This is a genomic window from Nonomuraea sp. SYSU D8015 (genome assembly GCF_008065375.1).
Taxonomy (GTDB): domain Bacteria; phylum Actinomycetota; class Actinomycetes; order Streptosporangiales; family Streptosporangiaceae; genus Nonomuraea.
The window spans coordinates 268,605-286,270 of sequence record NZ_VJYI01000001.1; the positions used below are offsets into that span (position 1 = coordinate 268,605).

Genomic DNA, 17,666 nt, shown 5'->3' on the forward strand with positions numbered 1-17,666 from the left:
GATCAAGCGGGCACCGCCGCCCGCAGCAGGTAGCGGCCCTCACGCGTGGGCGCCGCCTCCAGGGTGCCGCCCGCCGCGCGCACCCGCTCGGCCAGCCCCGCCAGCCCGTTGGGGGCGTGCTCGCCCACGGGCCCGCTCACGCCGTCGTTGGCCATCTCCAGCACGCCGTTCTCGATCGTGATCGTGCAGCGTTCGGCCCGGCTGTGCTTGAGGACGTTGGTGGCGCCCTCGCGGACGACCGTGGCCAGCAGCGTGCGGGTCTCCGGAGTCAGCGCGGAGGTGTCGGCCCGCACGGTGCAGCGTACGTCCGCCGCCTCCAGCACCGCCCGCACGCCGGCCAACACCTCGTCCAGGTCGATGGCGCGATAGTCCTGCACGACGGTGCGCACCTCGCGTAACGACTTCCTGGCCAGGTCGCGTACCTCGAACATCTCGGCCGCGGCCGTCTCCGGATCGGCGCGCAGCGCCTGCTCGGCGCGGACGGTCCCGGCCGCGACGTCGGTGAGGCTCTGGCCGAGCAGGTCGTTGAGGTCGCGGGCGAAGCGCAGCCGCTCCTCGGAGACCGCCAGCCTGGCCATGGCCTCCTCGCCCTCGTGCGCCTCCTTGGCGAGCTGCCAGAGCCGCAGGCTCGCCCAGACCCCGCCGATCGAGATCGCTGCGAGGAGCGCCAGGATCAGTTCCAGCAGCAGGATGGCCGGATCGAACCCGGCGACCACGCCGAAGGCCGCGCCCATGACCGCGAGCGAGCCGACGAACAGGGCGATGACGGTGCGCTTGCGGACGAACGCCGCCATCAACCCCAGCCAGCTCGGGATCGCCCAGACGACCAGGAAGGCCGCCAGCAGTGCCACGATCGCTCCGGTGACCGCGAGGATCGCGGTGGGCCGCCTGCCGCCCCGGACGGCCACCTGGAACGGGAACATGCTCAGCACGTTGAAGACCAGCAGCAGCACGGCGCCGCCCACGGCCAGCGGCCACGGAAAACCCTGCTGCCAGCGGACGAACAGCTCGAAATAGCCGAGCGCCGAGAACAGCAGGATGATGTCCGTGGAGATGACGAGCAGCCAGCGGGCCTTGTCCAGCCTCGTCGCCCCCCGGAGCCTGCGTATCCGCCGGCCGAGCGCTGTGCGGCGGTCGGCGACGGAGGCTCTCGCACCGCCGCGGATCCGTCCCAGGGTTTCGCCCATCACGACGGGACCGCCGCGCGCAGCAGGAACTCGCCCGTCGGAGTGGGCGCCGCGAAGAAGGACCCGCCCGCCGTGGCCAGCCGCTCCGCCAGGCCGCGCAGGCCGTTGCCGGGCGCGGCCGGCGGCTCATGCACGCCGTCGTTGACCATCTCCAGCACGCCGCCGTCGATGGTGATCGCGCAGCGCGTGGCCTTGCTGTGTTTGAGCACGTTCGTGCCGCCTTCCCGGACCGCCCAGGCCAGCAGCGCCCGGCCGGCCGGCGACAAGCCGTCGGCCCTGGCGTCGATCACGCAGCGGGCTCCCGCGGCCTCCAACGCCGCCCGTACGCCGGCCAGCTCCTCGTCCAGGTCGAGCGCCTGATAGCCGTGCACCGCCTGCTGCACCTCGGCCAGCGACTCGCCCGCCAGGGCGCGTACCTCGGCCATCTCGACCGCCGCCCGCCCGGCGTCCTTGGTCGCCAGCTTCGCGGCCAGCTCGCTCTTCAGTGTGATCACCGACAGGCTGTGCCCGAGTAGGTCGTGCAGGTCGCGGGCGAAGCGCAGCCGCTCTTCGGCCACCGCCAGCCTGGCCTTCGCCTCGCGGCTGTCGTTCGCGTCCCTGATCACCCACCAGAGCCAGCGCCACAGCAGCAGGGCGCCGACCATCGCGACCGTGCTGGCCGCGCTGAGGAGCAGGACGCCCGGCCACTCCTGCCCGGTCATCAGGACGGTGTAGCCGGTGACCAGGCTGACCACCGCCGCCGTGAGGCAGACGGTCGCCCGCAGTGGCAGGTAGAGAGCGGCCACCGACATCCACAGCGACTCGGTCTGCGTCGCTATGGAGAAGCCGGGCGTGTCGAGCGGGAGCAGGACGATGCTCGCCGCCGAGAGGACTGCCGCCGCCAGCAACTTCGGCGTGGGGCGCGGACGCGTGTCGAACGCCTCCCTGAGCAGGACGGGGTAGAGCGCGTAGAAGCCGATCAGGCAGGCGAGGGCGATCGCCGCGACCACGGGGGAGAACTTGCCGTCCATCACCGCCGCCACGGTGAGTCCCACGGAGAGGACGCCGGTGAACACGATCATCCCGTCCATCCAGTAGATCAGGATCTTTCGCGCCGTGTCCGGACGAGCCGCCATCGCCCCCCTCCCCGCTGAGAAGCCTCCTAGGTGAGGGAAATCCTATATTTAGGCACCGGTACCCCAAAGAATCCGGGACACATGCCGCGATGGGGCGACGCCGCGCAGTGACAGCCAGGCCAGGCCGTGGCGGGCGGCGTAACCGGTCAGCGTGCGGGCCTCGACCTCGCTCAGGTCACCTTCGCCCGCCAGGACCGGGGTCAGGGCGATGCGGTGCCACGCCTGGGCGGCGTCGGGCAGGTCCTGCGCCTGGGCGATCTGGTATCTGGCCAGCTGCACCGCCTCGGAGAGCCGGCGCAGGCGGCCGCTCTGGGAGTGGCGCGGCTCCATGGCGGCCAGCAGGTTGACGGTGCCGACCTCCGCGCCCGCCTGGTGGGTGGTGTGCAGCATTGCCACGTCGACGGCGTCGAGCCCGTGCGGCCTCAGCGGCAGCGTGAAGCTGACCCGCAGCGGCCGCTCGCGCTGCATGGCCCGGATGGCGCGGGCCCGGCGCAGCACCGTGGCGCCGTCGTCGCCGTCACGGATCTCGAAGTCGATGGAGGCGGCGTCGAAGGCGCCCACCACGCGGCGGTACGCGGCGGCGAGACCGCCCGGCCTGGTGCACGTCGCGGCCAGTTCTTTGCCCGCAGGGCCGCCGAACACGGGCGCGGCGTCGCCCCCCAGCGCCCGGAGCCGCCCGATCCTGTTCGCCACCGGATTCTCGCCCGGATCGAGAGGATCGCTCCGCTCCGGGTCCGATTCGAGTGAACCGCTCCCGTCCTCGTCGGACTCCTCAGTGTCGGTTCCATCCGTGTCGGGCTCGGGGGAGACGGTGCTGTCTGCGTCTGTGCCCTCGGTATCCGCATCAGAAGAATCTGAAGAATCGGCCGAGTCTGTGTCCGATTCGAGGTCGTCCGTCTCCTCCGCGTCGGTTTCGAGCGCTCCCGCCCATTTCGGGGCGCAGCCGTCGTCGCCGCCCGCCACCAGGTGGCCCAGCGCGTAGTGGCGCACGCCGGTGCGGCGGGACTCGGCGGGCAGGTTGAAGTCGGGGTCTCGGGCGGTGTCGACGAAGCCCACGAACGCGGCGCCGGAGGCCGCGGCCACGGCCGGTGAGATGACAGGGGAATGCCGCGCGGCGGGAGGCGGCTGGGCCGACCCGGCGCCCGCGGGCAGCAGCCGGATCGCGACTCCGGTGCCGGCCGTGAGCGCGAGCGCCCCGAGGATCGCGAGAGGACGAGGAAGCATGCCCGGCTCCCTCTTGTGCCGTGGCATAGGACACCCCATGTGGTCGGTCGGCTACGTACGGCGTTGTTACCGAACGTTAGCAAGCGTTCCCGTCACGGCGCGGGCCTTTTCCAGTCCGCGTCCGTTGTGTGCGGATAATGTGGTCATGAAGCTGCGGATCTTCACCGAGCCCCAGCAGGGCGCGACATATGACGACCTGCTCGCCGTCGCCCAGGCCGCCGAACGCCTGGGATTCGACGCTTTTTTCCGGTCCGACCACTACCAGCGCATCGGCGAGGGCGACCCGGGCCCGGGCTCGACCGACGCATGGATCACGCTGGCCGGCCTGGCCAGGGAAACCTCGAGGATCCGGTTGGGCACGCTGGTGACGCCCGCCACGTTCCGGCTGCCCGGGCCGCTGGCGATCAGCGTCGCGCAGGTCGACCACATGAGCGGCGGCCGGGTCGAGCTGGGCTTCGGGACCGGCTGGTACGACGGCGAGCACTCCGCGTACGGCATCCCGTTCCCGCCGATGGCCGAGCGGTTCGGGCGGTTCGAGGAGCAGTTGGAGATCATCACCGGTCTGTGGACGGCGGAGAAGAGCTACTCCTTCGAGGGCAGCTACTACCGCCTCGCCGACTCGCCCGCGCTGCCCAAGCCCGCGCAGCGGCCCAGGCCACCCGTGATCATCGGCGGGTTCGGGGCCAAGCGCACGCCGCGGCTGGCGGCCACGTACGCCGACGAGTACAACGTGCCGTTCCGCACCCTGGCCGACACCGGCGAGGCCTTCGCCCGGGTGCGTGAGGCGTGCGAGACCACCGGCCGCACGGTGCGGCTGTCGGCGGCGCAGACTACCGTCGTGGGCGCCGACCGCGCCGAGGTCGAGCGCCGCGCGGCCGCCATCGGGGAGAACCCCGACACGCTCCCCGCAGGCGGCCTGTGCGGCACCCCGGCGGAGGTGGTGGAGAAGATCGGCCGGTTCGCCGAGCTGGGCGCCGAGCGGGTATACCTGCAGATCCTGGATCTGGGCGACCTGGAGCACCTGGAGCTGATCGCCGCCGAGGTGCTGCCGCACGTGTGAGTAATCGGTTGGCGGGGGTTCGCGGCGGTGCGGCAGACTTGGGGCGTGCTGCTGACGATCACGACCACTGCGAGCCCCGCCACCGACCTGGGCTTTCTCCTGCACAAGCACCCCGGGCGCGTGCAGGAGTTCAGCCAGTCGTTCGGCACGGCCACGGTGTTCTACCCGGAGGCGGGCGAGGAGCGCTGCACGGCGGCGCTGATGCTGGAGGTCGACCCGATCGCGCTGGTCAGGTCGCGCGGCAAGGGCTCGCCCGACTTCAGCCTGTCGCAGTACGTCAACGACCGGCCCTACGCGGCCTCCTCGCTGCTGGCCGTGGCGCTGGGCGAGGTGTTCCGCACCGCGCGGGCCGGCCGGTGCAAGGCCAGGCCCGAGCTGCCCGGCACGGCGCTGCCGCTGGAGCTGCGGCTCCCCGCGCTGCCCTGCCGCGGCGGCCCCGACCTGGCGCGGCGGCTGTTCGAGCCGCTCGGGTGGGAGGTCGAGGCGCAGGCGCTGCCGCTCGACGAGGGTTTCCCGGAATGGGGCGATTCGCGATATGTCCGCCTCACCCTGCGCGGCGCCGCCCGCCTGTCCGACGCGCTCAACCACCTGTACGTGCTGCTGCCCGTGCTCGACGACGGCAAGCACTACTGGATCGCCCCCGACGAGGTCGACAAGCTGATCAGGGCCGGTGAGGGCTGGCTCCACGGTCACCCGGAACGCGGCCTGATCACCCGGCGCTACCTGGGACGGCGCTGGGCCCTCGCCCGCACGGCACTGGCCAGGCTCGCCGAGCTGGGCGACGAGACGGAGGAGGAGCTGGAGCCCGCCGTCGCCGAGGAGGCGCCTCCAGGGGAGAGCGCCGCCGACGAGATGGCCGCCGCCGAAGCGGAGGCCGACGCGGGCGCGAGCGCGGAGAGCCAGGGCCAGGCTCCGGCCAGGCCACTGAGCCTCCGCCGCCGCGAGGCCGTGCTGGCCAAGCTGGAGGAGCTGGGCGCGGTCAGCGTGATCGACCTCGGCTGCGGCCAGGGCGAGCTGGTGGCCGCGCTGCTGGCCAGGCCCAGGTTCGCCAGGGTCGCCGGCATGGACGTCTCGTCCATGGCGCTCACCATCGCCGCCCGCAAACTCCGCCTCGACCGCATGCCCGACGCCAAGCGCGCCCGGCTCACCCTGTTCCAGGGCGCGCTCACCTACACCGACAAGCGGCTCAAGGGCTACGACGCCGCCGTGCTCATGGAGGTGGTCGAGCACGTCGACCCGCCCCGCCTGGCCGCGCTCGAACGCGTCGTGTTCGGCCACGCCAGGCCCCAGCACGTGCTCGTCACCACCCCCAACGTCGAGTACAACGTCCGCTACGAGTTCCTCACCGGCCTGCGCCACCCGGACCACCGCTTCGAGTGGACCCGCGCCGAGTTCGCCGCCTGGGCGACGCGCGTGGCCGCCGAGCACGGTTACCAGGTGGCGTTCGAGCCGGTCGGCGACGACGACCCCGAGGTCGGGCCGCCCACCCAGATGGGAGTGTTCACCCGTGATCAGCGTTCCTGAGCTGTCCCTCGTGGTGCTCGTCGGCGTCTCCGGCAGCGGCAAGTCGACGTTCGCGAAGAAGCACTTCAAGCCCACGCAGGTCATCTCCTCCGACTTCTGCCGCGGCCTGGTCGCCGACGACGAGAACGACCAGTCGGCCACGCCGGCCGCGTTCGAGCTGCTGCACCACATCGTCGGCGTGCGCCTGGCCAGGGGCCTGTTCACCGTGGTCGACGCCACCAACGTCCAGTACGCCGCCCGCAGGAGCCTCATCGACCTGGCCAGGAAACACGACGTGCTGGCCGACGCGATCGTGCTCGACGTGCCGGAGGAGGTGGCCATCGAGCGCAACGCCGCCCGGCCCGACCGCGACTTCGGCCCCGGCGTGGTGATCCGCCAGCGGAAAGACCTGCGCCGCTCGCTCGGCAAGATCTCCGGCGACGGGTTCAGGAAGGTCCACGTCCTCCGGGGGCTCGACGAGATCGACAACGCCGTGGTCACGTACGAGAAGGCCTGGTCGGACCTGACCGAGCTGACCGGCCCGTTCGACATCATCGGCGACGTGCACGGCTGCCGCGCGGAGCTGGAGACGCTGCTGCGGGAGCTGGGCTGGCAGGGGATCAGGCATCCGGAGGGCCGCACGGCGGTGTTCGTCGGCGACCTCGTCGACCGCGGCCCCGACACGCCCGGCGTGCTGCGCCTGGTCATGGAGATGGTCGAGGCGGGCACCGCGATCTGCGTGGCCGGCAACCACGAGCAGAAGCTCGTGCGCGCGCTCAACGGCCGCAAGGTCAAGGTCGCCCACGGCCTCCAGGAGTCGCTCGACCAGCTCGCCGCCGAGCCGCCCGAGTTCGTCGAGCGGGCCACGCGGTTCATGGACGGCCTGCTCAGCCACTACCGGCTGGACGGCGGCCGGCTCGTCGTCGCGCATGCCGGGCTCAAGGAGGCCTACCACGGGCGCGCCTCCAAGCGGGTGCGCTCCTTCGCCCTGTACGGCGACACGACCGGTGAGACCGACGAATACGGCCTGCCGGTCCGCCTGCCGTGGGCCGAGGAATACCGCGGCCGCGCCATGGTCGTCTACGGCCACACGCCCACCCTCCACCCCGAGTGGGTCAACAACACCATCTGCCTCGACACCGGCTGCGTCTTCGGCGGCAAGCTGACCGCCCTGCGTTACCCCGAGCGCCAGATCGTCCAGGTTCCAGCGGAGAAGGTCTGGTACGAGCCGACCAAACCGCTCGGCACGGGCGCCGCCCGCGACCCCGGCATGCTCGACATCAACGACGTGATCGGCACCCGGCACGTCGAGACCAGGTTCGGCACGCGGGTCAAGGTCCTGGAAGAGAACGCGGCCGCGGCCCTGGAGGTCATGAGCAGGTTCGCGGTGGACCCCCGCTGGCTGGTCTACCTGCCGCCCACCATGGCCCCGCCGGAGACCTCCAGGCTCGACGGCTACCTGGAGCACCCGCACGAGGCGTTCGAGGAGTTCGCCGCCGGCGGGGTGCGCGAGGTCGTGTGCGAGGAGAAGCACATGGGCTCGCGCGCCGTCGCCGTGCTGGCCAGGACGCCGGAGGCGGCCGCGGCCAGGTTCGGCGTGAGCGACGGCAGCGCGGGCGCCGTCTACACGCGCACCGGGCGGCCGTTCTTCGCCGACACGGCGCCGCTCGTCGAGCGGCTGCGCGCGGCATGCGAGCCGCTGTGGGCCGAGCTCGGCTCCCACTGGGTGGTGCTGGATTGCGAGCTGCTGCCCTGGTCGGCGAAGGCCGGCGACCTGATCAGAAGCCAGTACGCCTCCGTCGGCGCGGCCGCCCGCGCAGCGCTCCCCGAGGCGGTGGCGGCGTTGGAGGCGGCGACCGAGCGCGGGCTGGATGTGGGCGATCTGCTGCACCGCACCCGCCGCCGCTCCCACAACGCTGCCCTGTTCCGCGAGGCGTATGCACGATACTGCTGGCCGGTCGACGGGCTGGAGGGGATCAAGCTGGCGCCGTTCCAGATCCTGGCCTGCGAAGGGCGGGCCACGGCGCTGGAGCCGCACGCCTGGCACCTTTCCACGCTCGCGCTGCTCGACTCGCCGCTGATCGCCCGGACCGAGCACGTGTTCGTCGACCTCGGCTCGCCCGAGTCCAGGGCCGCGGCCACCGCCTGGTGGGAGTCGATGACCGCGGCCGGCGGCGAGGGCATGGTGGTCAAGCCCGCCGCGTACGCGCCCGGCCGGGTCCAGCCGGGGATCAAGGTCCGCGGCCGCGAATACCTGCGGATCATCTACGGCCCCGACTACACCGAGTCGCTCGACGTGCTGCGCAGGCGTTTCCTGGGCAAGAAGCGCTCGCTGGCGCTGCGCGAGTACGCGCTCGGCCTGGAGGCGCTGACGCGGCTGGCGGACGGCGAGGCGGCCTGGCGGGTGCACGAGCCGGTGTTCGCGGTGCTGGCCCTCGAGTCGGAGCCGGTCGACCCGCGCCTGTAGGGGGCAAAGAACGGGCAAGCTGCGCGGTAGCGGTCCCGCCTGAGGGTAGGACACACCGGCATGGCCACTCCGTACGCCCGGCATCCCGAGCACCTGGGTCACGTCGTGTTCATCACGGCGGCGGCCGCCATCGGCGGGTTCCTGTTCGGGTACGACAGCTCCGTCATCAACGGCGCGGTCGTCGGGATCCAGCGGCACTTCCAGGTGGGGCCGGTCGAGATCGGGTTCGTGGTGGCCATCGCGCTGCTCGGGTCCGCGCTGGGCGCGTGGGCCGGGGGCGGGCTGGCCGACCGGTGGGGGCGCACGCGGTCCATGCAGGTGGCGGCGCTGCTGTTCACGGTCAGCTCGATCGGGCAGATGCTGCCGTTCGCCATCTGGGACCTGGCCGTGTGGCGGGTGATGGCGGGCTTCGCGATCGGCATGGCGTCGGTGCTCGGGCCCGCGTACATCGCCGAGGTGGCGCCGCCCGCCTACCGGGGCCGGCTGGGGTCGTTCCAGCAGCTGGCCATCGTGCTCGGGATCGCGGTCTCGCAGCTGGTCAACTACGTGATCGTGCGCCTGGCCGGCGGCGCGGTGAACAACCACCTGTGGCTGCTGCAGGCGTGGCAGTGGATGCTCGGCGCGTGCGCCGTGCCGGCCCTCCTGTACCTGGTGTTCGCACTCAACATCCCCGAGTCCCCCCGCTACCTGGTCATGTCGGGGCGCTCGCGGCGGGCCCGCGAGGTGCTGGCCGAGGTCGAGGGCGAGCACGTGGACCTCGACGCGCGCCTCTCGGAGATCCAGCACGTGCTGCGGACCCAGCGCGTGCCCGGGATGAAGGACCTGCGCGGCAGGGCGCTCGGGCTGCTGCCGATCGTCTGGGCCGGCATCGTGCTGTCGGCCTTCCAGCAGCTTTGCGGCATCAACGTGATCTTCTACTACTCGTCCGTGCTGTGGCAGTCGGTCGGCATCAACCAGAGCGACTCGCTGCTGATCAGCTTCTCCAGCTCGATCATCAACATCGTCGGCACGTTCATCGCGATCGCGCTGGTCGACAAGATCGGCCGGCGGCCGCTGCTCATGATCGGCTCGGCCGGGATGGCGATCTCGCTGGGCACCGCGGCATGGGCGTTCAGCGCGGCCCGGGTGGCCGGGGGCACGGTCTCCCTGCCCGACCCGCAGGGGCCGGTCGCGCTCGTCGCGGCGAACGTGTTCGTGCTGTTCTTCGCGCTGTCGTGGGGTGTGGTGGTCTGGGTGCTGCTCGGCGAGATGTTCCCCAACCGCATCCGCGCCGCCGCCCTGGGCGTCGCCGCGGGGGCCCAGTGGGTCGCCAACTGGGCGATCACGGTGTCGTTCCCCGCCCTGGCGGAGTGGAACCTGCCGCTCACCTACGCCGGATACGCGTTCTTCGCGCTGGTGTCGTTCCTCTTCGTGGCCAGGTGGATCAGGGAGACCAAGGGCCGCAAACTCGAGGAGATGGGCTAATCTCCGGCACGTGATTGACGACGTCCTGGCCCCCTCGCTCGACGTGCTGTTCTGCGGCATCAACCCCGGCCTGATGTCCGAGGCCACCGGCCACCACTTCGCTCGCCCGGGCAACCGCTTCTGGCCCGCGCTGCACCTGTCCGGCTTCACACCGCGCCTGCTGGCACCGTCCGAGCAGCACCTCCTCCCCTCGTACGGCCTGGGCATCACCAACATCGTCGCCCGCCCCAGCGCCAAGGCGTCGGAGCTGTCACGCGCGGAACTGGCGGAGGGCGGGGCGCGACTGGCCGCCAAGGTGACGTCCGCGGCGCCGAAGGTACTGGCCGTCCTGGGCATTTCGGCCTACCGAACGGCGTTCGCCCGGCCGGAGGCGCACATCGGCCCTCAGCCCGATCTGGTGGGCGGTGCACACGTCTGGGTGCTGCCGAACCCGAGCGGTCTCAACGCCCATTGGACGCTGGCGAGCATCGCCGAGGAGTTGCGACGACTGCGCGAGTCCATACCGAAGAGCCGATGACCAGCGGCCCGGCCTCGTGTGTTATGCGCCCGGCGGCGAGGTGGTTCGTGGTGCCCCGCGGCGCGGAAGCGGGGCACCACGAGTTCCTAACGGGCGGCGAAGTTCTGGGTCCAGTAGATCCGGCCCTGGGAGTTCTTGGCCGCTCCGACGCCGATCAGGTTGAACCGGCAGTTCATGATGTTGGCGCGGTGGCCGGGGCTGTTCATCCACCCCTGGACCACTTCGGCGGGCGTGCGCTGGCCGAAGGCGATGTTCTCCGCCCAGGACGTCCCGCCGGTGAAGCCGGCCGCCCTGATGCGGTCGGTGAAGCTGCGGCCGTCCCGCGAGGTGTGGTCGAAGTAGTTGTTCTTCGCCATGTCGTCGGAGTGGCCGAAGGCTGCGGCACGCAGTTGCGGGTCGTGCGTGAGCGGCTTGCAGCCGCCCTTGGCCCGCTCGGCGTTGGTCAGGCGGACGACCTCGTTCTCCTCGGCCGTGCCCACCGTTCCCGAGGGCGGGGGCGCCGTGGTGGGGGTGCCCGTCGGCGTCGGGGACGGCGAGCCGGTGGGGGAGGGGCTGGGGGTCGGCGTGGCGCTGCCGGGCGTGCAGGTCAGCCGGACCGCCTTGGACTTGGCGGTGGCGCCCCGGTAGTCGGTGGCGACCGCGTAGTAGGTGCCCGGCTTGCACGGGAGGGCGAGGGTGAGACGGCCGGTCCTGGTGGCCCCGCTCTTGACGACGGGGTCGCGGCCGGGGACGGCCTGCTTGATCCGGATGCGCAGCAGCGCGGAATTGAAGCAGCCGCGGCGGGCGGCGGAAGCGACGATCTTGAGGGCGGTGCCGCTCAGCCGGGGCTTGGCCACGCTCACGCGACAGGCGGTCTGCGGCGCGGTCGCGGCCTCCGCCGCGGTGGTCGTCGTGCAGAGTGCCGCGGCGCTCACGAGCCCGGCGAGTACCCCTAGGGGTCTACGCATAGGGGGTTTCCTCCAGTTGCGGTAGACGCTGGATGGCTCCGCATTCTGTCGGGACCGCAACCCACTTGTCATGAAATTTGCGACATTTCTGTGTTGCCCGTGTAAACCAAAGTGATCGCTGAAGCGTCTGTGCCCCGGCCCGCAGGCCCTTCCGCGCGGGATTCCGGGCGCCCCTTACTCCGTACGGGACCCCAGCCGCCGAGGTTCAGAGGCGTCTCGCATGCTGAGCACCCCGGCGGGCCGGAGGTCTTCACGGCGAGCGGCCGACGTCCTCTCGGCGACCCGTCTGTGGGCGGGCCGTGCCGGCGTCGGACCGGTTGGCCGTGGTGTCACGCCGGGGTGGTCGCGGGTGTCCCGAGGTCGTGGGAGCGTTCCCGAGGTGACGTCTCGAAAGCGTCACGGCTATTGACGCCGCAGACATCCGGAATTTACGTTCGCGGTACTTATCCGGTTCAGCAGGCCCGCATGGACCTGCGACTATTGAAGATCGATCGCTCACCGGTCTCATTGGCGGGAGCGTGCTTGCGTTGGGTGTGGGAGCGCTCCCAGGGCCGGAATGGCCCACCCGCGCCGCGAGCCCGTCCGAGCCCGGCCCAATCGGGGGTGTCTAGCACACGTGCGAACCTTCGCGCCGGCCGCGGAGGGAAGGAGAGAAGCGATGCGTAACCGGGCTCGGATCATGATCCCGCTCGTGGCGGCGGGCCTGCTCGCCACGGCCTGCACCGGCGGCGGATCCACGCCGACCCCGCCGGCCTCCCAACCGCAGAGCCAGGGCGCGGCGGCGCCCGCCAACCCCGATCAGCTGCCGCGCGCCGAGACCCTCTACACCACCGGCACGCAGTGGGGCCCGCCGGCCAACTACAACCCGATCAGGGAATGGGACTCGGCCGTGGGCACCAAGGGCCTGGTCTACGAGACGTTGTTCCACTACGACACCACCGCGGCCAAGCTCACCCCGTGGCTGGCCGAGAGCGGCTCGTGGACCGACGACTCCACCTACCAGGTCAAGCTCCGCCAGGGCGTCAAGTGGTCCGACGGCCAGCCGCTGACCGCCAAGGACGTGGTGTTCTCCTTCGAGCTGGGCAAGATGGAGACGATCCCGTACCACAACCTGTGGACCTGGTTGAAGAGCGTCGAGGCCGTCGACGACCAGACGGTGAAGTTCACCTTCTCCAAGGCCAACTACCAGCAGTGGGACTTCAACCTCTACAGCCGCTCCATCGTGCCCGAGCACATCTGGAAAGGCCGCTCGGAGAAGGAGGTGCTCGACGGCGTCAACGAGAACCCGGTGGGCACCGGCGCCTACAAGTTCATCAGCAAGGACCAGGACCGCGTGGTGCTGCAGCGCCGCGACGACTGGTGGGGCAAGACCGCGCTGAACATGGAGCCCAAGCCCAGGTACATCGTGGACATCGCCACCCCGAGCAACGAGGTTGCGCTCGCCATGCTGATGCAGAAGAACCTCGACCTGTCCAACAACTTCCTGCCCGGCGTGGCCAACCTGGTCAAGGGCAACTTCGGCCTGACGACGTACTACACCGAGCCGCCGTACCACCTGTCGGCCAACACCGCCTGGCTGGTGCCGAACAACACCAAGAAGCCGATGGACGACCCTGCCTTCCGCAAGGCGCTGGCCTCGTCCATCGACGTCGGCAAGATCGTCGAGAGCGTGTACGGCAACCTCGTCAAGGCCTCCAGCCCGACCGGCCTGCTGCCGCAGTGGGAGCAGTTCGTCGACCAGAACGTGGTCTCCAAGTCCGGCTTCACGTTCGACGCCGCCAACGCCAAGAAGCTCCTGGCCGACGCGGGCTACAAGGACACCGACGGCGACGGCTTCGTGGAGAACAAGGACGGCTCCAAGATGAGCCTCACCCTCATCGTGCCGTCCGGCTGGACCGACTGGATGGAGTCCGCCCGGTCGATCGCGGCCAGCGCCAAGACCGCCGGCATCCAGATCACGCCCGACTTCCCCGACTTCAACGCGCTCGTCGAGAAGCGCGCCAAGGGCGACTACGACCTGCTCATCAACAACGAGCGGCAGCTGTCGAACTCGCCGTACACCTACTACGAGTACATGTTCCAGCTGCCGATCCAGAAGCAGCAGAACACCGTCAACTTCGCCCGCTACGAGAACAAGCAGGCCTGGGAGCTCGTGCAGCAGCTCGATCAGGTCAAGACCGACGACATCGAGGGGATGAAGAAGATCATCTCCCAGCTCCAGCAGATCCACCTGGACGACATGCCGGTCATCCCGCTCTGGTACAACGGCCTCTGGGCCCAGTCCAGCACCTCCGTGTGGAAGAACTGGCCCGCCGCCGCGGGCAGCGCGCCCAAGACCGGCGCCGTGATGTGGCGCAACTGGCTCGAACTGGGCGGATTCGAGAGCCTCACCCAGCTCCAGCCCTCCGGCTCCTGACGAACCCCAACCCCGTCCCCCTAGCCCCCCGCTCGCCGAGCGGGGGGCCTTCCCGGAGAGCCGCACGTGCGTCGTTATTTCGGCAGGAAACTCCTCATCTACGGACTGACCTTCTTCGTCGCCGTCACGGTCAACTGGATGATCCCGCGCTTCATGCCGGGGGACCCGGTCGCCAGCATGGTGGCCCGGGCCAACGTCACCAGGCCCGAGGCCGTGGCGGCCATGCAGGCCTACTACAACAACCTCTTCGGCTTCGACCAGCCGTTGTGGCAGCAATATCTGAACTTCTGGGCCGCGTTGTTCCGCGGCGACTTCGGGCTGAGCATCTGGCTGTTCCCGACGCCGGTCGCCGACGTGATCACCGCCGCGGTGCCGTACACGCTGGGGCTGATCATCCCGTCGGTGCTGCTGAGCTGGGTCGTGGGCAACTGGTTCGGCGCGTACGCCGCCCGCCGCAAACTGCTCGACAACACGGTGCTGCCCATCGGGTACGTCCTGACCGCCACCCCGTACATGTGGCTGGCCGTGCTCCTGGCCTGGGGGCTCGGCGTGCTCGCGGGCCTCTTCCCCGTCGCCGGCGGCTACAGCTTCTCGCTGCGGCCGAACTGGTCGTGGGACTTCTTCCTCGACCTGCTGCACCACTGGACCCTGCCGTTCCTGTCGCTGTTCCTGGTGGCGCTGGGCGGCTGGGCGATCGGCATGCGCAACATGATCATCTATGAGCTGGAGTCCGACTACTCCACCTACCTGGCGGCGCTGGGCGCGCCCGCCCGGCTGATCCGCAGGTACGCCTTCCGCAACGCCGTCCTGCCCCAGGTCACCGGCCTGGCCCTGCAGCTCGGCGTCATCGTCGCCGGCGCCCTGGTCACCGAGATCGTCTTCGCCTACCCGGGCCTGGGCAGCCTGATTCTCAACGCCATCAAGAACAAGGACTTCTTCCTGCTCCAGGGCACGTTCCTGTTCATCGTGCTGGGCGTGCTGATCGCCAACTTCATCATCGACATCGTCTACGTCGTGGTCGACCCGCGCACGCGGGCCGGAATGGCGGGAGCCAACGCATGACCGCACTTCAGGAAGTCGCCCCACGCGAGCGGGAGGGCGTCCGGCGCGAGGCGCTGTATTTCGCCGTCCGCAACGGCAAGCTCGTCACCGGGTTCGCGATCGTGTTCGCGCTGCTGCTGCTCGGGCTGGTCGGCCCGCTGTTCGTCGACGCCTCGCCCAACGAGTACGGCCCCCAGCCGATGAGCCCGCCGGGCGGCGAGCACTGGCTCGGCACCACCACGTTCGGCCAGGACATCTTCGCCCAGTTCGTGCACGGCCTGCGCAGCACCTTCGTCGTGGGCGTGATCGGCGGCGGCATCGCCGCGGTCATCGGCATGATCGTCGGCTTCGTGGCCGGCTACCTCGGCGGCATCGTGGACGAGATACTCAACATGCTGACCAACATCATCCTGGTCATCCCCACCCTGGCCGTCCTGCTGGTCATCAACGCGTACCTCGGCATCCGCAGCGTGCTCGTGCAGGGGGTCTTCATCGGCCTGACGCAGTGGCCGTGGGCGGCGCGGGCGATCAGGGCGCAGACGTTCTCGCTGCGTACGCGGGAGTTCGTGGACCTGGCCCGGATGAGCGGGTCGGGCACCGGGCGGATCATCGCCAGGGAGATCGCGCCGAACATGAGCTCCTACCTGTTCATGACGTTCATCCTGCTGTTCGGCGGCTCGGTCCTCATCGCCTCCTCCCTGGACTTCATCGGCCTCGGCCCCACTGAAGGCGTCTCCTTGGGGCTGATGCTGCAGAACGCCAACCAGTGGAGCGCGCTCCAGCTCGGCATGTGGTGGTGGTTCGTGCCGCCCGGCGCGGCCATCACCGCCATCGTCGGCGCCCTGTACGTGGCCAACGTCGGCCTCGACGAGGTCTTCAACCCGAAACTGAGGGAGACATGAGCCTGCAGGTCAGCGAGCTGAGGGTCCACTACAGGACGCTGAAGGGCGAGGTGCGCGCCCTCGACGGGATGTCCTTCGAGCTGGCCGACGGCGAGATCCTCGGCCTGGTCGGCGAGTCCGGCTGCGGCAAGAGCACGCTGGGCAAGAGCCTCATCCGCATGGACGGCCGCATGCACCACGTGGGCGGCCGCGTCGTCCTCGACGGCCGCGAGCTCCCCATCGCCGACGACAGGAAGATGAACGACTTCCGCTTCAGGGAGGTCTCCCTCATCCCGCAGTACGCCATGAGCGCGCTCAACCCCACCCGCAAGATCCGCAGAATGGTGACCGAGCTGCTCAGGTCGCGGGGCACGACCGTGGACGCCGCCGAGCTGGAGCGCCGGATGAACCAGGTCGGGCTGCCCCGCGAGGTGCTCGACCGCTACCCGATCGAGCTGTCGGGCGGCATGAAGCAGCGCATGGTGATGGTCATCTCGACCCTGCTCGACCCGTCCCTGCTGATCGCCGACGAGGTCACCTCCGCCCTCGACGTCTCCACCCAGAAGGCCGTGGCCCGCGCCCTGCTCGGCTTCCGCGACAGCGGCTACGTCAAGAGCATGATCTTCGTCACCCACGACCTCGCGCTCACCCACCACATCGCCGACACGATCATGGTCATGTACGCGGGCAAGCTCGCCGAGAAGGCGTCCGCCGACGTGATCGTCAAGGCGCCGCGGCACCCGTACACGCGGCTGCTGCTCGACTCCCTGCCCGAGGTCGGCGTCCGCTACGCCGAGCGGCGGCTGGAGGGCATCGCCGGCAGCCCTCCGTCGCTGCTCGATCCACCGAAAGGCTGCCGCTTCCGCGACCGCTGCCCGCTGGCCGGGGACGAGTGCGCCGAGGAACCGCCGGTGGTCGAGATCGCGCCCGCCCACCACGTCGCCTGCTGGAAGGCATGATGCTGAGACTCCAGGACGTCACCAAGGAATTCAGGATCGGCGCCTTCGGCGGCAAGAGCGTCACGGCCGTCAGGAGCGTGAGCTTCGACGTCGTGCCGGGCGAGGTCGTGTCCCTCATCGGGGAGAGCGGCAGCGGCAAGAGCACGATCGGCCGCTTGATCCTCGGGCTCAACCCGGCCACCAGCGGCTCGATCACCTTCGACGGCCGCCCGGCCCGCGCGGGCAAGGAGTACTACCGGCACGTCCAGGGCATCTTCCAGGACCCGTTCAGCTCGTTCAACCCGGTGTTCAAGGCCGACCGCGTGTTCACCATGATCAAGGAGTCGTACTATCCGGCGGTGCCGGAGCCGGAGTGGGCCGGGCGGGTGCGCGCGTCCCTGCGCGACGTGCGGCTCAACCCCGACCAGGTGCTCGGGAAATACCCGCACCAGCTCAGCGGCGGCCAGCTGCAGCGCCTGCTCATCGCCCGCGCGCTGCTGCTGGACATCAAGCTGCTGGTGGCCGACGAGATCACCAGCATGCTGGACGCGTCCACCCGCATCGACGTGCTCAACCTGCTGGCCGAGCTCAAGACCCGGGGGCTCGGCGTGCTCTACATCACGCACGACCTGTCGCTCGGCAACTACCTCGCCGAGCGCACGGTGGTGCTGCGCAAGGGCGGCGTCGTGGAGATGGGGCCGACGGACGCGGTCTTCGGCGACCCGCTGCACCCCTACACGCGTGAGCTGCTGTCGGCGGTGCCGCGCCTGCACGAGGAATGGGTCGACCCCGCGCCCGTGGACAGCTGCCTCTACCACGCGCGCGGGGCGTCCGGCGGCCTGCTGGAGGCCGAACCCGGCCATTTCGTAGCCTGCGCCCAGCTCGAGAGCTGCTAAGGAGACCTTC

The 17,666-nt window shown here is 70.4% G+C and carries 14 protein-coding genes; 10 read left to right on the top strand and 4 right to left on the bottom strand.

Translation table 11 applies throughout. From position 1 onward, the window contains the following. Positions 1 to 2 precede the first annotated feature (2 nt). From ID574_RS03110 to ID574_RS03120, 3 genes are read right to left on the bottom strand one after another with little or no spacing between them, the layout of a single operon-like run. The gene (locus tag ID574_RS03110; protein WP_223166497.1) at positions 3 to 1,187 is read right to left on the bottom strand and encodes a sensor histidine kinase; all 1,185 of its coding nucleotides are present in this window, start codon (positions 1,185 to 1,187) and stop codon (positions 3 to 5) included. Continuing rightward, on the bottom strand, positions 1,187 to 2,302 hold the full coding sequence (locus tag ID574_RS03115) for a sensor histidine kinase (protein ID WP_188187217.1): 1,116 nt from the start codon (positions 2,300 to 2,302) through the stop codon (positions 1,187 to 1,189). Before ID574_RS03115 ends, ID574_RS03110 begins: the two co-directional genes overlap by 1 nt. 48 nt (positions 2,303 to 2,350) lie before the next feature. Beyond that, the gene (locus tag ID574_RS03120; protein ID WP_188187218.1) at positions 2,351 to 3,526 is read right to left on the bottom strand and encodes a glycoside hydrolase family 18 protein; all 1,176 of its coding nucleotides are present in this window, start codon (positions 3,524 to 3,526) and stop codon (positions 2,351 to 2,353) included. Positions 3,527 to 3,671: 145 nt separating this feature from the next. Here ID574_RS03120 and ID574_RS03125 point away from each other — a divergent pair, with 145 nt between their 5' ends. Genes ID574_RS03125 through mug form a run of 5 tightly spaced genes read left to right on the top strand, consistent with a single transcriptional unit; the run spans position 3,672 to position 10,537 of the window. Next, positions 3,672 to 4,586 (top strand): LLM class F420-dependent oxidoreductase, encoded by a 915-nt coding sequence (locus ID574_RS03125; RefSeq protein WP_188187219.1) that lies wholly within the window; start codon positions 3,672 to 3,674, stop codon positions 4,584 to 4,586. 45 nt (positions 4,587 to 4,631) lie between these two features. Beyond that, entirely contained in the window at positions 4,632 to 6,110 is a 1,479-nt protein-coding gene (locus tag ID574_RS03130; RefSeq protein ID WP_188187220.1) for a 3' terminal RNA ribose 2'-O-methyltransferase Hen1, read from the top strand. Further along, positions 6,094 to 8,556 (top strand): polynucleotide kinase-phosphatase, encoded by a 2,463-nt coding sequence (locus ID574_RS03135; RefSeq protein WP_188187221.1) that lies wholly within the window; start codon positions 6,094 to 6,096, stop codon positions 8,554 to 8,556. Before ID574_RS03130 ends, ID574_RS03135 begins: the two co-directional genes overlap by 17 nt. 60 nt (positions 8,557 to 8,616) lie before the next feature. Next, positions 8,617 to 10,020, top strand: a complete 1,404-nt coding sequence (locus ID574_RS03140) for a sugar porter family MFS transporter (protein WP_188187222.1) — start codon at positions 8,617 to 8,619, stop codon at positions 10,018 to 10,020. 10 nt (positions 10,021 to 10,030) lie between these two features. Then, a complete protein-coding gene (gene mug / locus ID574_RS03145; protein ID WP_188187223.1) occupies positions 10,031 to 10,537 on the top strand; it encodes a G/U mismatch-specific DNA glycosylase in 507 nt (168 codons plus the stop codon). A gap of 86 nt (positions 10,538 to 10,623) precedes the next feature. Here the strand turns inward: mug and ID574_RS03150 are convergent, their stop codons facing one another. Then, on the bottom strand, positions 10,624 to 11,484 hold the full coding sequence (locus ID574_RS03150) for a CAP domain-containing protein (RefSeq protein ID WP_188187224.1): 861 nt from the start codon (positions 11,482 to 11,484) through the stop codon (positions 10,624 to 10,626). Positions 11,485 to 12,142: 658 nt separating this feature from the next. Between ID574_RS03150 and ID574_RS03155 the strand changes: the two genes are divergently transcribed. From ID574_RS03155 to ID574_RS03175, 5 genes are all read left to right on the top strand, one after another. Continuing rightward, positions 12,143 to 13,900, top strand: a complete 1,758-nt coding sequence (locus ID574_RS03155) for an ABC transporter substrate-binding protein (protein ID WP_188187225.1) — start codon at positions 12,143 to 12,145, stop codon at positions 13,898 to 13,900. 66 nt (positions 13,901 to 13,966) lie between these two features. Next, positions 13,967 to 14,962 (top strand): ABC transporter permease, encoded by a 996-nt coding sequence (locus ID574_RS03160; protein WP_188187226.1) that lies wholly within the window; start codon positions 13,967 to 13,969, stop codon positions 14,960 to 14,962. After that, positions 14,959 to 15,843: an ABC transporter permease gene (locus ID574_RS03165; protein WP_188187227.1), complete on the top strand. Its 885-nt coding sequence runs from the start codon at positions 14,959 to 14,961 to the stop codon at positions 15,841 to 15,843. Before ID574_RS03160 ends, ID574_RS03165 begins: the two co-directional genes overlap by 4 nt. Further along, the gene (locus ID574_RS03170; protein ID WP_188187228.1) at positions 15,840 to 16,781 is read left to right on the top strand and encodes an ABC transporter ATP-binding protein; all 942 of its coding nucleotides are present in this window, start codon (positions 15,840 to 15,842) and stop codon (positions 16,779 to 16,781) included. Before ID574_RS03165 ends, ID574_RS03170 begins: the two co-directional genes overlap by 4 nt. Then, positions 16,781 to 17,656 carry an ABC transporter ATP-binding protein gene (locus ID574_RS03175; protein ID WP_188188251.1) on the top strand — a complete coding sequence of 292 codons (876 nt, stop codon included), beginning with the start codon at positions 16,781 to 16,783 and terminating at the stop codon, positions 17,654 to 17,656. The genes ID574_RS03170 and ID574_RS03175 overlap by 1 nt, the downstream gene beginning before the upstream one ends. The last annotated feature ends 10 nt before the right edge of the window (positions 17,657 to 17,666 follow it).

Bases quoted from the DNA above. Each gene is read 5' to 3' on its own strand.
- ID574_RS03110 (WP_223166497.1), bottom strand. From the start codon at position 1,187: ATGGGCGAAACCCTGGGACGGATCCGCGGCGGTGCGAGAGCCTCCGTC.
- ID574_RS03115 (WP_188187217.1), bottom strand. From the start codon at position 2,302: ATGGCGGCTCGTCCGGACACGGCGCGAAAGATCCTGATCTACTGGATG.
- ID574_RS03120 (WP_188187218.1), bottom strand. From the start codon at position 3,526: ATGCTTCCTCGTCCTCTCGCGATCCTCGGGGCGCTCGCGCTCACGGCC.
- ID574_RS03125 (WP_188187219.1), top strand. From the start codon at position 3,672: ATGAAGCTGCGGATCTTCACCGAGCCCCAGCAGGGCGCGACATATGAC.
- ID574_RS03140 (WP_188187222.1), top strand. From the start codon at position 8,617: ATGGCCACTCCGTACGCCCGGCATCCCGAGCACCTGGGTCACGTCGTG.
- ID574_RS03150 (WP_188187224.1), bottom strand. From the start codon at position 11,484: ATGCGTAGACCCCTAGGGGTACTCGCCGGGCTCGTGAGCGCCGCGGCA.
- ID574_RS03155 (WP_188187225.1), top strand. From the start codon at position 12,143: ATGCGTAACCGGGCTCGGATCATGATCCCGCTCGTGGCGGCGGGCCTG.
- ID574_RS03165 (WP_188187227.1), top strand. From the start codon at position 14,959: ATGACCGCACTTCAGGAAGTCGCCCCACGCGAGCGGGAGGGCGTCCGG.
- ID574_RS03170 (WP_188187228.1), top strand. From the start codon at position 15,840: ATGAGCCTGCAGGTCAGCGAGCTGAGGGTCCACTACAGGACGCTGAAG.
- ID574_RS03175 (WP_188188251.1), top strand. From the start codon at position 16,781: ATGCTGAGACTCCAGGACGTCACCAAGGAATTCAGGATCGGCGCCTTC.